This window comes from Peribacillus sp. B-H-3 (assembly GCF_048572925.1).
Taxonomy (GTDB): domain Bacteria; phylum Bacillota; class Bacilli; order Bacillales; family DSM-1321; genus Peribacillus.
In genome coordinates, this window is the sequence record NZ_CP183879.1 from 695,820 (window position 1) to 707,500 (window position 11,681).

Here is an 11,681-nt window from a genome sequence, read left to right on the forward strand (position 1 = left end):
ACGATCTAGCCGGAATTCTACCGTCTGGAAATAGCATAAAATAATTTCTCCCGGCCCTTGTGCAGCGGAAAGGTATTTTTCTGTTTCCTGCTTACCAAGAGCCGGTTTTTGTTTAGATTTGATGCTGCCTCACTCACTCATTTCTGCATGCCCAATCGCCTCAAATTGGAGGACCCTTCTTTAAATCCCCGGTAATATTGCTATAATAAAGGAATCCTGAATAAATGGCATAAACAATGGGTGGATGATAGGGGTATTTCTGTCAGACACTAACAACGATTCATATGAAAATAAAATACGGGATGCAATATAAAGAAGGAAGGTTTGCAGGTTTGGAGACGCTAAAATTCCATAGAGATACGTGGGCAGAGATTAATTTGGATCATATCTATGACAATGTTGCTTCGATGAAAAAAAGGCTGCCGGAAAATGTGAAAATTTTCGCAGTTGTCAAGGCCAATGGCTATGGACATGGAGATGTGCAAACGGCAAAAACAGCTTTGGAAGCCGGTGCTGATTTTCTGGCAGTAGCTTTTATTGATGAAGCTCTGTCTTTAAGACAAAAGGGAATTTCCTCACCCATCCTTGTGCTTGGGGCGGCAAGACCTGAAAGTGCCGGTATTGCGGCTGAGAACCATATAACATTAACGGTGTTCCAGGAATCCTGGATCAGAGAAGCCGGCCAGTATATTCCTTGCGGCCAGACCCTGAAACTCCATTTAAAATGTGACAGCGGAATGGGGCGCATTGGCATTAAAACCAAGGGAGAATTGGAAAAAGTCGAAGAGAGCCTGGAGAAGGATCCAAGGTTTTATCTGGAGGGAATTTATACCCATTTCGCCACGGCTGATGAAATCAGCAAGTCATATTACCAGAAGCAGCTGAATACATTTAATGAGATGCTGTCTTGGCTGAAAAAGAAGCCTGAACTTATTCATGCCTCAAATAGCGCAGCATCTCTTCGCTTCTCTGATTCTGTCTATAATGCAGTGAGGATGGGTATATCCATGTACGGGTTAAGTCCTTCCCCGGAAATGAAGGAGCTATTGCCGTTCCCGCTGAAGCCTGCTCTCTCTCTTAAAACAAAAGTTGTGCATGTGAAAAAATTGCAAAAGGGAGAAAGTGTCAGCTATGGAGCGACTTATACAGCGAAAGAAGATGGTGAATGGATCGCTACGCTTCCTATCGGGTATGCAGATGGCTGGATCCGCAGACTGCAGGGCCAGGAAGTGAATGTATCAGGAGAAATGGCGCCAATTGTAGGGAGAATCTGCATGGATCAATGCATGGTGAAGCTGTCCCGGCAAGTTCCGCTGGGCACTGAGGTCATATTGATTGGAGAAAGTGAAGGGCTATGCATATCTGCTGATGACATTGCAAAACGTCTCGAAACGATTAATTATGAAGTTACATGTATGCTGGGAGCGCGCATTCCGAGGGTTTATGTAAGAAATGGAAAGGAAGCGGAGGTTTCCAATCCTCTGTGGAGCTGACATTTAGCGAGTGTGAGGTTTCCTTTAACACAGAAACAAGTTGTTTCACTTCTTGTATGATTTGATTTTTATATTATGAAATTGTTTTATAATGAATAGAACACATCCCTTTTTGCTGATAATAGTACAGAGTTTGGAATATACTCTTTGCAGAAGGCCGTTTTAATGGTAATATGAAAAAGGATATATATATTAAAGGTGTGTAGTGATGGTGGAGGTGTATGTTTGTGTCTGAATCCAGCGCAACAAGAGAAATTTTAATCCGATTACCTCAAAATTTTTTATCCGAATTAGATGGGTATGTTAGTGAAGAAAATGTGAATCGCAGCGAATTTATTTATCGTGCGACAAAAATGTATCTTCGCGAACGAAAAAAGAGAGAATTTCGCGAATCAATGAAACGTGGCTATATTGAAATGGCAGCCATTAATTTGACGATTGCTTCTGAAGCATTCCTGGCAGAATATGAGGCTGGACATTGCGTTGAACGATTAGCTAGCGGAGGCTGAGCCATTGATTGTTGTTAAGCGTGGTGACGTATACTTCGCAGACCTGTCTCCGGTCGTGGGCTCTGAACAAGGCGGAACACGCCCGGTATTGATTCTACAGAATGATATCGGTAATCGCTTTAGTCCCACTGTAATCGTGGCAGCAATTACAGCGCAGATCCAAAAGGCCAAACTGCCTACACATGTTGAAATCAATGCAAAGAAATATGGCTTTGAACGTGATTCTGTTATTCTTTTAGAACAAATCCGAACCATTGATAAGCAGCGCCTGACAGATAAAATTACGCATCTTGATGAACCGATGATGCAGAAAGTCAATGATGCACTGCAGATCAGCCTGGGTCTGGTTGATTTTTAAAAGAAATTCTGGAAAAGTCTGGATATGAACAAAATAATCCTTTAGGCCTTTATTATATTTTTATCATGGTCCGTTAGTGCGGGCGAACAAACGGTTCCAGAATACTGGAGCCGTTTTTGCAATTTTGATGGTCCCTGCCAATGGGGCACAAGATTGTCTGCAGATGAGGTTTTTCCTGGTATCCAAAGGACAGGCCTTCTTGCATTATGGTGTTCCTATACCGTCCTTTTCCTATTTTTTCTCTTGTTCTGCATTTTTTGCAGGGAATACACTATCATTTGACGAATGAAAGGACAACGCTATATAGTGAAAATGTAGGAAAGAAGATTATTTGAAGAATAAAGAGGTTATTTTCTAAGAAATGACCCTGTAAATAAAAGAAGGATTCAAAGATTTGCAGTCATTCACAACTTTGCCTAAGAATCATTGTCGTCTTAGCATAGCAGGGGGCATGCCGGAGTTATATCAGTTTTTGGCGATTGTGATAGAATGGGAGGAAAATATGAATCAGCTGGTTTACGATTTTATTACGAAAAATCACGATCATATCCTGTCTGAATGGATGGAAATGATGAAGCGGAATGCAGACGGCAGGCTGCTGAAAATTGTTTCTGATAACATGTTCGGCCAAACAAGCAGTGAATTTATAGATGTGATTATTACCAATACAGAAAATAACAACGAAGAATTTTCAGCAAAGCTGAATGACTTTGCTGAAAAGGTGGTCCGCCTTGGCTGGCCGTTGACATTCGTGAATGATGGATTGCATAAATTCAGCAGAATCGTGCTTACTGGCCTTCTTAATCAGGGGAAAGTGGCCCCTGACGAAATATCATCTATCATTAAGGAGCTCGACGAGTGGTCTGCCCCTTTAAATAATGAGATAGTCGATATGTATACCCAAACATGGGAAAGAACGGTTTCCCTCCAGAGAATGGCGCTTCAGGAGCTTTCTGCACCGCTGATTCCCGTACTGGAAGGAATCACTGTCATGCCGCTGATCGGCACCATAGATACGGAAAGAGCGAAACAGATTATGGAGAACCTGCTTGTTGGGGCAGTAAAGCATCGTTCCGAAGTTGTCTTGATTGATATCACAGGAGTCCCTGTGGTGGATACCATGGTAGCACATCATATCATTCAGGCTGCCGAAGCTGTCCGGCTGGTAGGAGCTAAGTGCATGCTCTGCGGAATCCGGCCTGAAATTGCCCAGACCATTGTCAACCTGGGCATTAACCTAAATGAAGTGGTAACTAAAAACACCCTGAAAAAAGGGATTGAAGCAGCACTGGAACTTACAAGCCGCAAGATTGTGGATGTGGAGGAAGAATCATGAGGATTCCAATATTAAAATTGTATGATTGCCTTTTGGTCTCTATTCAATGGGAGCTGGATGACGCGACTGCGCTGCAATTCCAGGAGGATTTGCTTCATAAAATCCATGAAACAAGCGCGAATGGCGTTGTTATAGATATTACCTCCATTGATTTCATTGATTCTTTTATTGCCAAGGTTTTAGGCGATGTATTTAGCATGTCTAAGCTGATGGGAGCAAAAGTTGTAATTACCGGGATCCAGCCGGCTGTTGCGATTACTTTAATTGAACTAGGCATTACTCTAGATGATGTCCTTACAGCTCTAGATTTAGAGAAAGGCCTGGAGAAATTACAACAGGAACTGGGGGATTAAATGTATGGAGTTCCAATCCTGCGTGAAAATTATCAATGAATGGGACATCGTAGCGGCTCGCCAGCTTGGGCGAAATGTTGCCAAAGAGCTGGGATTTGGTACGGTTGACCAGGCTAGAATCACTACAGCAATAAGTGAACTCGCCAGGAACATATATTTATATGCCGGACAAGGCAGTGTCTGTATAGAAAAGATTTTTGACAGCGGGAAATCAGGCCTCAAAATCATCGCAGCTGATGAAGGTCCTGGCATACAGGACATTCGAAAGGTGATGGAGGATGGCTTTACGACCTCCGGGGGACTTGGAGCAGGCCTTCCGGGTGTTAAACGCCTGATGGATGAGTTTGACATCGATTCCGTTCCCGGAAAGGGCACGGAAATCCGTGCAACCAAATGGCTCCGTTAAGGGGGGGGAACTATGAACTTTAGAGAGAACATGGAAGAAAAGTACCGTGAAGCTCTCTCTACCTATTTGCAAGACCAAACGGAACAAGCGTTGTATCAAGGACAGAAGATCAGCAGAAAAACAATTGAATCTAAGATATCCCCAGAAGAAATCATCAGTCTGCACAAAAGCATTCTTCTGGAAATTTGTCCTGATACACCCGAAAAGGTCCTTAACTCAATGGATTTCTTGCTTGAGGTTATGATGGGATATGGAATTGCATACAGAGAGCATCAGAGTTTGCGGCATCAGCAGCAGGAACTGAAATCAGAAATTGAAATTGCGGCCAATGTCCAGCATACATTGCTTGAAACGAGCATACCGGTTGTTGACGGACTCGAAATTGGCGCAATCAGCGTTCCTGCGAGGCAGATGAGCGGTGATTACTATCATTTTGTCCAAGATGAAAATGAGTGCATTGGTGTTGCGATTGCCGATGTAATCGGAAAAGGCATACCTGCTGCACTTTGCATGTCCATGATCAAATATGCAATGGATAGCCTTCCTGAGCACCGACATGCTCCGAGCAGTGTGCTGGAGAGCTTGAACCGGGTAGTGGAGCACAACGTAGATCCCAGTATGTTTATCACGATGTTTTATGGGCTATACAATCCCAGGAAGCATGTATTTTCTTATGCTGCAGCAGGGCACGAACCGGGATTTTATTATAATGCAGAAACGAAAGAATTCTCGGATCTCACAGCAAAAGGACTCCTTTTGGGCGTGGAGAAGAAAACAAGCTACCGCCAGTATGAGAAAAATGTGGAGCCTGGCGATTTGATTGTGCTCCTGTCAGATGGCGTAACGGAGTGCCGCACAAGCGAGGGGTTCATTGAAAGAGAAACCCTTGTTGAATATATACAAAAAAATATACATTTAAAAGCACAGGATATAGTAAATAATATATACAGGCAGCTGGAACGAATGCAGAATTTCCAGCTGCGTGACGATTTCACTTTAATTGTAATGAAAAGAGAGGTTTAGCTCTCCTGAAACAGGGTATTTATATATTGCGATAGCATGTAATTAAGGATTGAAGAGGTGGGTTAAATTAGATGAATATAAATATTGACGTTCAAGACAGCAATTCGCAGGTTGAAGTGCAAGTTAAAGGCGAAATTGATGCTTATACTGCTCCAAAGCTTAGAGAATCCTTATTTCCTCTTTCTGAGCAGAATCAAATATCATTGGTAATAGATCTTAGCGAAGTATCCTATATGGATAGTACAGGGCTTGGGGTGTTTGTAGGATTATTTAAAAGCGTAAAAGCCCACGACGGAAAATTCAGGCTTATTGGCTTATCTGAACGTTTGCGCCGTCTTTTCGACATAACAGGCCTTGCAGACATTATTGATATAAAAAGTAGTGCAGAGGGTGGGTTAGAATGAGTCAGACATACGAATACATCGAAATGAAGATACCTGCAAAACCGGATTTCATTGGAGTCATTCGTTTGACGCTTTCTGGAATTGCCAGCCGGATGGGATTCTCCTATGACGAAATTGAAGATTTGAAAATAGCCACCAGTGAGGCATGTACCAACGCTGTGCAGCATGCATATAAGGAAATGGATAAAGGTGAAGTAATTATTGGGTTTGGCCTTTATGAAGACCGTCTTGAAGTGATGGTTTCCGATAATGGAAAAAGCTGCAATTTCGATGAAGTGCGCCAAGGCATCGGACCGTACGAAAAAGGAAATAACGTAGAATTCTTGAGAGAAGGAGGCCTTGGTCTTTATCTCATTGAAACCCTGATGGACGAGGTGAAAATTCACCAGCATGAAGGGGTTACAGTCTTTATGACTAAGTTTCTAGAAGGAGAGCAGGTGGAGATGGATGCAAAAACACTCTCAACCTAATCCGGCGGTAAAAGAAAAAGTAAACGAATGGATCAGAGCTTATCAGCTTACCCAGGATGATGAGGCCCAGAATCAGCTGGTGCTGCATTATCAAGGCCTGGTTGAAACCATTGCACGAAAGTATTCCAAGGGAAAGTCTTTTCAGGAAGATATTTCTCAGGTAGGGATGATTGGGCTGCTTGGTGCAATCAGGAGGTATGATGAGTCATTTGGCAAAAGCTTTGAGGCTTTTGCGGTTCCTACAATTATTGGTGAAATTAAAAGATTTCTACGGGATAAAACCTGGAGTGTCCATGTTCCGAGAAGAATTAAAGAGCTTGGTCCGAAGATAAGGGTTACTGTTGAAGAACTGACTACAGAGCTTCATCGTTCCCCGAAAATCGAAGAAATTGCCCGTCATCTGGATGTCCCTGAAGAAGAGATACTGGAAGCGATGGAAATGGGTAAGAGCTATCAGGCATTGTCTGTGGATCATTCGATTGAGGCAGACTCTGACGGCGGAACTGTTACCCTGCTTGATATCTTTGGAAATGTTGATGAAGGATTTGAAAAAGTCAATCAGCGCATGGTGCTTGAAAAGGTGCTGCATGTACTTAGTGAAAGAGAAAAGAAAATCATCCAGTACACCTATTTGGAGAATTTAAGCCAAAAAGAAGCTGGAGAAAAGCTTGGAATTTCTCAAATGCATGTTTCCCGTCTGCAGAGAAGAGCAATTAAGAAACTGCAGGAAGCTATAAATGCGGAAAGCAACACGGAGTTTGTCCAATGATTAAAGAAGTGCTGCGCGAAACGGAAATCGAAGTGCTCGCCTCTCAGTCTTCTAAGGATGATATGCCATATTGCGGAGATGATTATTTTATCTGTCAAACAAAGGAGTACTTCCTTTGTGTTCTGGCTGATGGCTTAGGCAGCGGCAAGTTTGCATATGAGTCTTCCCATGCAGTTATTGAAGAAGTAAAGAAGAATCACAGCAAAGGGGTAGAAACCCTAATGGCGAATTGCAACAGTTCCCTGGTAAACAAAAGGGGAGCTGTCGTTTCCATTCTGAAGATTTATTATGATACGAAAGAATTTGTTTATAGCTCTGTTGGCAATATACGCTTCTTTCTATATAATCCTCAGTCGGACAAACTTGTTTATCCCCTTCCTGTTACAGGCTATTTATCAGGAAGAAAACAAAAGTATCATACACAAAGATATAAATATGAGCCAAATGCCAAGTTTCTTCTTCATTCTGATGGATTGCAGCTTCAAGGAGCTAAAAACATTTTGAAGAGGCATTACTCTCTTGAACAAAACGCACATCATATTCTGCAGAACAATACAATGGAATCTGATGATACAACATTTATCCTGGGAAGCTTACTTTCATGATTTTAGTGAAGAGTAAGCTTTTTGTTTTTTTATTTGGCTGTTTTCGTAAACTTTGCTGCTATGGAACAGGGGGGTGATTTCCGCTCCAGGATGCTCGCTTTCCGCTGGGCGGGCGGTGGGCCTCCTGCGGGGGTCTCACCCTCCCGCTCATCTAAGCAGGAGTTCCGCACCTTACGCTCCAATCAACCTCATTTAATAGGAGATCGCATTACAGAACTCATTAAAAAACAACCATCTTTAAGAAAAAAGCCTTTTATTTTTGCTCTGTTAAAGCTTGATATGGATTGTGACACAATGGGGATTGGAACGTAAATCAGCACGGGAGAGCAGCGAGGCTTCCTGCTGAAAAACCATATTGATTGATGCCATACATATTAGCAACATAGATTTACATTTGATATGCTGTAAGGGAAACTTCCGTATGCAGGGCAAAACTTGCCCGTTCATGCGGATAAATAAGAAAAGAGAAACGATGCTTGGAGGAAATGCTCTTGATAAGTGAAGTTACTGCCCAAAAAGCTTTGATCGCACAAATTGCGAAAGAATTAACCTTGAAAGCACATCAGGTCCAAAATGTTATTGCGATGCTTCAAGACGGAAATACAGTGCCTTTTATTGCACGATATAGAAAAGAAATGACAGGTTCTCTTGATGAGGTGCAAATCCGTTCAATTATGGAACGTTCTAATTATCTGGAGGCGCTTGGCCAGCGAAAGGGTGAGGTAATCCGGATAATTGAGGAACAGGGAAAGTTAACAGATGAGTTAAAAAAGCGAATTGAGGCTTCTGAAAAGCTTCAGGAAGTAGAAGATTTATACCGTCCATATAAGCAGAAAAGAAGGACAAAAGCCACTGCAGCAAAGGAAAACGGGCTAGAGCCGCTTGCTGTCTGGATGATGGAATTCCCGCAGGGCGAGGATGTTCACGAAAAAGCAGCACAATTCCTTACGGATGAAAACGGCCTGACTGAACCTGAAGAAGCGATCGCGGGGGCTAAAGACATTATTGCAGAGCAGATATCGGATGATGCCTCTCTAAGGAAGTGGATTAGAGAAGAGACCTTTAAAAAAGGCAGATTGATTTCGGCTGTTAAAAACAATGGCGTGGATGAGAAAAAAGTTTTTGAAATGTACTATGAGTATGAAGAACCTGTACAAAAAATTGTGCCTCATCGAATATTGGCGTTGAACAGGGGAGAAAAGGAAGAGGTCTTGAAGATATCCTTTCACCCTGATGGAGAGGCCATCCTTCGTTATATGGAAAAAAGAATTATTAGATCCAATCATTCTACAGCGGCCGGTTTTGTCAGAGAAGCTTTAGAAGACAGCTTCAAACGGCTGATATTTCCTTCAATTGAAAGGGAAATTAGAAAAGAACTGACGGAAAAAGCAGAAAACCAAGCCATTCATATCTTCTCGGAAAATCTCCGGAACCTGCTATTGCAGCCTCCCCTTAAAGGAAAGACAGTTCTTGCTGTAGATCCTGCTTACCGGACGGGCTGCAAAATGGCGGTTATCAACGAGACAGGTAAAGTAATGGATATCAGCGTGATTTATCCCCATCCCCCAGCAGCTAAAAAAGAAGCAGCAAAGGAAAAGATTAAAGAACTGCTAAAAGCATTCAGCATAGAAATAGTAGCCATCGGAAATGGCACTGCATCAAGAGAAACAGAGCAGTTAATCGCGGAAATATTAAAGGAATCGGGAAATGGCATTGCGTATATCATTGTAAATGAAGCCGGAGCAAGCGTTTATTCCGCTTCTGACATAGCGCGCGAGGAGTTTCCAGACCTGCAGGTAGAAGAAAGAAGTGCTGTTTCCATCGGCAGAAGACTGCAGGATCCTTTAGCGGAGCTTGTAAAAATCGATCCTAAATCGGTGGGGGTCGGACAGTATCAGCATGATGTTTCACAGAAAAAACTTTCTGACTCGCTGTCATTTGTAGTAGAAACAGCGGTTAACCAGGTAGGCGTCAATGTTAATACAGCATCTCCCTCCCTTTTGCAATATGTAGCAGGGCTCTCCAAAGCAGTCGCGCAAAACATTGTAAAGAAACGCGACGAAGAAGGGCGCTTTACAAGCCGTAAAGAGCTTAAGAATATTCCGAGGCTCGGAGCCAAGACATATGAGCAGTGCATCGGATTTTTAAGAATAATAAATGGAGATGAACCGCTTGATCAAACATCCATTCATCCGGAAAATTACCAGGCTGTGAATCAATTGCTTCATAAGGTTGGTTATAGTTCTGTTGATCTGGGGAATGAGGACCTCAACAAAGTGCTTGTCACTCTTAATGTTAAAGAGGTATCAGAGGAACTTGGAATCGGGGAAATTACCTTAAAGGACATTATAGATGCACTAATGAAACCGGGAAGAGATCCTCGGGATGATTTGCCAAAGCCGCTGCTCAAGCAGGATGTGCTTAAGATGGAAGATTTGCAAACCGGCATGGAGCTTCAAGGAACAGTGCGCAATGTAGTAGATTTTGGCGCGTTCGTAGACATTGGCGTTAAGCAGGATGGACTCGTGCATATTTCCAAGTTAAGCAGCCGTTTCGTCAAGCATCCATTAGACGTGGTATCAGTAGGAGATGTAGTCACTGTATGGGTGGATCAGGTTGATGCACAAAAACAAAGAGTTGCTCTGACAATGCTCAATCCCGATAAGAGTTAATAGAAAAACAGGTCTGCCTTCCTTCCGCTGTATTTGGGAGGGAGGTTTTTTTATTGCACTCAGGAACGATAGCTTTCTTTATTTGTGTAAAAAAACCAGCATTGATTCAGAATCTTAATTTGCTGATAATCTTTTTCATAAAATGCTCTTCGTATTTGGTTTTGAAACCATTTAGGCATGAGTACACCCCTTTATTTGAAATAATTCATCAGGCTTCAGGAAAAGAAGCCCTTACAAGAGTGTATGTTATAATGGGTTGTCACGATACAAGAAGAAAGGAAGAGTGCGTTGGATAATCGTGAGCTTCAATTGCTCGTGGAGGAAATTTCCGAAAAGGACTTTAATAAACCTTTCTCGCATAAGGCCATTTTTAATCACCGCCTTAAAACTACTGGCGGCAGATACTTGCTGTTATCACATAATATAGAGATTAATAAAAAGTATTTTGAAGAAAGAGGCATGGAGGAATTAATCGGGATTATCAAGCATGAATTATGCCACTACCATCTTCATCTCGAGAAAAAAGGATATAAGCACCGCGACCGGGATTTTAGGGATTTATTAAATGAAGTAGGTGCGCCCAGATTCTGCAAACCTTTAGAAGAAGCAGCAAAAAAGGCAGCGAAGCCTAAAAAGATTTTAAAATATGAATGCCTGGAATGCAGGCAGATTTATTTACGCAGAAGAAGGGTGGATACAGCCAGATATGTGTGCGGCAAATGTAAAGGGAGACTGGTTTTTTTAGAATGAAAACAGTGAGGCAAGCGTAAGAAAAGCCTGCTGATAAAAGTGAATATAAAAAAATTAAAAATAGTGTTGACTTCGTGAGTAATCGTCTATATAATCTAAAGAGTCGACAAAACAACAACACGTTGATGCGGCATTTAAAACCTTATTATTCCGCAGTAGCTCAGTGGTAGAGCATTCGGCTGTTAACCGAACGGTCGTAGGTTCGAGTCCTACCTGCGGAGCCATTTTTTTGGGGAAGTACTCAAGAGGCTGAAGAGGCGCCCCTGCTAAGGGTGTAGGTCGCGTAAGCGGCGCGAGGGTTCAAATCCCTCCTTCTCCGCCAGCCGGACTTATTTACATAAAAGGCCCATTGGTCAAGCGGTTAAGACACCGCCCTTTCACGGCGGTAACACGGGTTCGAATCCCGTATGGGTCATTAAGACGAAAGTCTTCTTATATTATCATTCATGGTCCCGTGGTGTAGCGGTTAACATGCCTGCCTGTCACGCAGGAGATCGCGGGTTCGATTCCCGTCGGGACCGCCATTTTTCTTT

At 42.6% G+C, this 11,681-nt stretch carries 15 protein-coding genes and 4 tRNA genes; 18 read left to right on the forward strand and 1 reads right to left on the reverse strand.

Translation table 11 applies throughout. The features are described from left to right. The first annotated feature begins 332 nt into the window (after positions 1–332). The 13 genes from alr (at position 333) to ACN6MY_RS03375 (ending at position 10,398) form a co-directional block, all read left to right on the forward strand. Entirely contained in the window at positions 333–1,493 is a 1,161-nt protein-coding gene (alr, locus tag ACN6MY_RS03315) for an alanine racemase (protein ID WP_419882736.1), read from the forward strand. Between the two features lie 227 nt (positions 1,494–1,720). Continuing rightward, complete coding sequence (locus ACN6MY_RS03320; RefSeq protein ID WP_071352009.1) at positions 1,721–2,002, forward strand: CopG family ribbon-helix-helix protein; 282 nt, start codon at positions 1,721–1,723, stop codon at positions 2,000–2,002. Between the two features lie 7 nt (positions 2,003–2,009). After that, positions 2,010–2,360 carry a type II toxin-antitoxin system PemK/MazF family toxin gene (locus ACN6MY_RS03325; RefSeq protein ID WP_071352039.1) on the forward strand — a complete coding sequence of 117 codons (351 nt, stop codon included), beginning with the start codon at positions 2,010–2,012 and terminating at the stop codon, positions 2,358–2,360. Positions 2,361–2,862: 502 nt separating this feature from the next. Beyond that, complete coding sequence (locus ACN6MY_RS03330; RefSeq protein ID WP_419882737.1) at positions 2,863–3,696, forward strand: RsbT co-antagonist protein RsbRA; 834 nt, start codon at positions 2,863–2,865, stop codon at positions 3,694–3,696. Further along, positions 3,693–4,049, forward strand: a complete 357-nt coding sequence (locus ACN6MY_RS03335; protein WP_071352007.1) for an STAS domain-containing protein — start codon at positions 3,693–3,695, stop codon at positions 4,047–4,049. The genes ACN6MY_RS03330 and ACN6MY_RS03335 overlap by 4 nt, the downstream gene beginning before the upstream one ends. A gap of 4 nt (positions 4,050–4,053) precedes the next feature. Beyond that, positions 4,054–4,455 (forward strand): anti-sigma regulatory factor, encoded by a 402-nt coding sequence (locus ACN6MY_RS03340; RefSeq protein WP_071352006.1) that lies wholly within the window; start codon positions 4,054–4,056, stop codon positions 4,453–4,455. Between the two features lie 12 nt (positions 4,456–4,467). Beyond that, positions 4,468–5,478 carry a PP2C family protein-serine/threonine phosphatase gene (locus ACN6MY_RS03345; protein ID WP_090991208.1) on the forward strand — a complete coding sequence of 337 codons (1,011 nt, stop codon included), beginning with the start codon at positions 4,468–4,470 and terminating at the stop codon, positions 5,476–5,478. A 71-nt stretch (positions 5,479–5,549) separates the two neighbouring features. Beyond that, positions 5,550–5,882 carry an anti-sigma factor antagonist gene (locus tag ACN6MY_RS03350; RefSeq protein ID WP_419882738.1) on the forward strand — a complete coding sequence of 111 codons (333 nt, stop codon included), beginning with the start codon at positions 5,550–5,552 and terminating at the stop codon, positions 5,880–5,882. Next, positions 5,879–6,352 carry an anti-sigma B factor RsbW gene (gene rsbW / locus ACN6MY_RS03355; protein ID WP_071352003.1) on the forward strand — a complete coding sequence of 158 codons (474 nt, stop codon included), beginning with the start codon at positions 5,879–5,881 and terminating at the stop codon, positions 6,350–6,352. The genes ACN6MY_RS03350 and rsbW overlap by 4 nt, the downstream gene beginning before the upstream one ends. Continuing rightward, the gene (gene sigB / locus ACN6MY_RS03360) at positions 6,330–7,121 is read left to right on the forward strand and encodes an RNA polymerase sigma factor SigB (RefSeq protein ID WP_419882739.1); all 792 of its coding nucleotides are present in this window, start codon (positions 6,330–6,332) and stop codon (positions 7,119–7,121) included. The genes rsbW and sigB overlap by 23 nt, the downstream gene beginning before the upstream one ends. Then, positions 7,118–7,726, forward strand: a complete 609-nt coding sequence (locus ACN6MY_RS03365) for a SpoIIE family protein phosphatase (protein WP_419882740.1) — start codon at positions 7,118–7,120, stop codon at positions 7,724–7,726. The genes sigB and ACN6MY_RS03365 overlap by 4 nt, the downstream gene beginning before the upstream one ends. 21 nt (positions 7,727–7,747) lie before the next feature. Beyond that, complete coding sequence (locus ACN6MY_RS03370; protein ID WP_419882741.1) at positions 7,748–8,038, forward strand: hypothetical protein; 291 nt, start codon at positions 7,748–7,750, stop codon at positions 8,036–8,038. A gap of 179 nt (positions 8,039–8,217) precedes the next feature. Next, the gene (locus ACN6MY_RS03375) at positions 8,218–10,398 is read left to right on the forward strand and encodes a Tex family protein (protein ID WP_419882742.1); all 2,181 of its coding nucleotides are present in this window, start codon (positions 8,218–8,220) and stop codon (positions 10,396–10,398) included. A 59-nt stretch (positions 10,399–10,457) separates the two neighbouring features. On the opposite strand, the gene cmpA is transcribed toward ACN6MY_RS03375, so the two are convergent. Next, complete coding sequence (gene cmpA / locus ACN6MY_RS03380; protein ID WP_419882743.1) at positions 10,458–10,577, reverse strand: cortex morphogenetic protein CmpA; 120 nt, start codon at positions 10,575–10,577, stop codon at positions 10,458–10,460. A 109-nt stretch (positions 10,578–10,686) separates the two neighbouring features. Between cmpA and ACN6MY_RS03385 the strand changes: the two genes are divergently transcribed. The 5 genes from ACN6MY_RS03385 to ACN6MY_RS03405 all read left to right on the forward strand — a co-directional run bounded on the left by ACN6MY_RS03385 (position 10,687) and on the right by ACN6MY_RS03405 (position 11,672). Continuing rightward, positions 10,687–11,148, forward strand: coding sequence for a SprT family protein (locus tag ACN6MY_RS03385; RefSeq protein ID WP_419882744.1), 462 nt, complete (start codon positions 10,687–10,689; stop codon positions 11,146–11,148). A 149-nt stretch (positions 11,149–11,297) separates the two neighbouring features. Further along, positions 11,298–11,372 (forward strand) — tRNA-Asn (locus ACN6MY_RS03390). A gap of 7 nt (positions 11,373–11,379) precedes the next feature. Continuing rightward, positions 11,380–11,470, forward strand: a tRNA-Ser gene (locus tag ACN6MY_RS03395). Positions 11,471–11,491: 21 nt separating this feature from the next. Then, a tRNA-Glu gene (locus tag ACN6MY_RS03400) sits at positions 11,492–11,563 on the forward strand. A gap of 33 nt (positions 11,564–11,596) precedes the next feature. Then, positions 11,597–11,672, forward strand: a tRNA-Asp gene (locus ACN6MY_RS03405). Positions 11,673–11,681 lie beyond the last annotated feature (9 nt).

Excerpts from the sequence above, each read along its gene's own strand:
- ACN6MY_RS03330 (WP_419882737.1), top strand. The coding sequence starts at position 2,863 with ATGAATCAGCTGGTTTACGATTTTATTACGAAAAATCACGATCATATC.
- ACN6MY_RS03335 (WP_071352007.1), top strand. The coding sequence starts at position 3,693 with ATGAGGATTCCAATATTAAAATTGTATGATTGCCTTTTGGTCTCTATT.
- ACN6MY_RS03340 (WP_071352006.1), top strand. The coding sequence starts at position 4,054 with ATGGAGTTCCAATCCTGCGTGAAAATTATCAATGAATGGGACATCGTA.
- ACN6MY_RS03345 (WP_090991208.1), top strand. The coding sequence starts at position 4,468 with ATGAACTTTAGAGAGAACATGGAAGAAAAGTACCGTGAAGCTCTCTCT.
- ACN6MY_RS03350 (WP_419882738.1), top strand. The coding sequence starts at position 5,550 with ATGAATATAAATATTGACGTTCAAGACAGCAATTCGCAGGTTGAAGTG.
- rsbW (WP_071352003.1), top strand. The coding sequence starts at position 5,879 with ATGAGTCAGACATACGAATACATCGAAATGAAGATACCTGCAAAACCG.
- sigB (WP_419882739.1), top strand. The coding sequence starts at position 6,330 with ATGCAAAAACACTCTCAACCTAATCCGGCGGTAAAAGAAAAAGTAAAC.
- ACN6MY_RS03365 (WP_419882740.1), top strand. The coding sequence starts at position 7,118 with ATGATTAAAGAAGTGCTGCGCGAAACGGAAATCGAAGTGCTCGCCTCT.
- cmpA (WP_419882743.1), bottom strand. The coding sequence starts at position 10,577 with ATGCCTAAATGGTTTCAAAACCAAATACGAAGAGCATTTTATGAAAAA.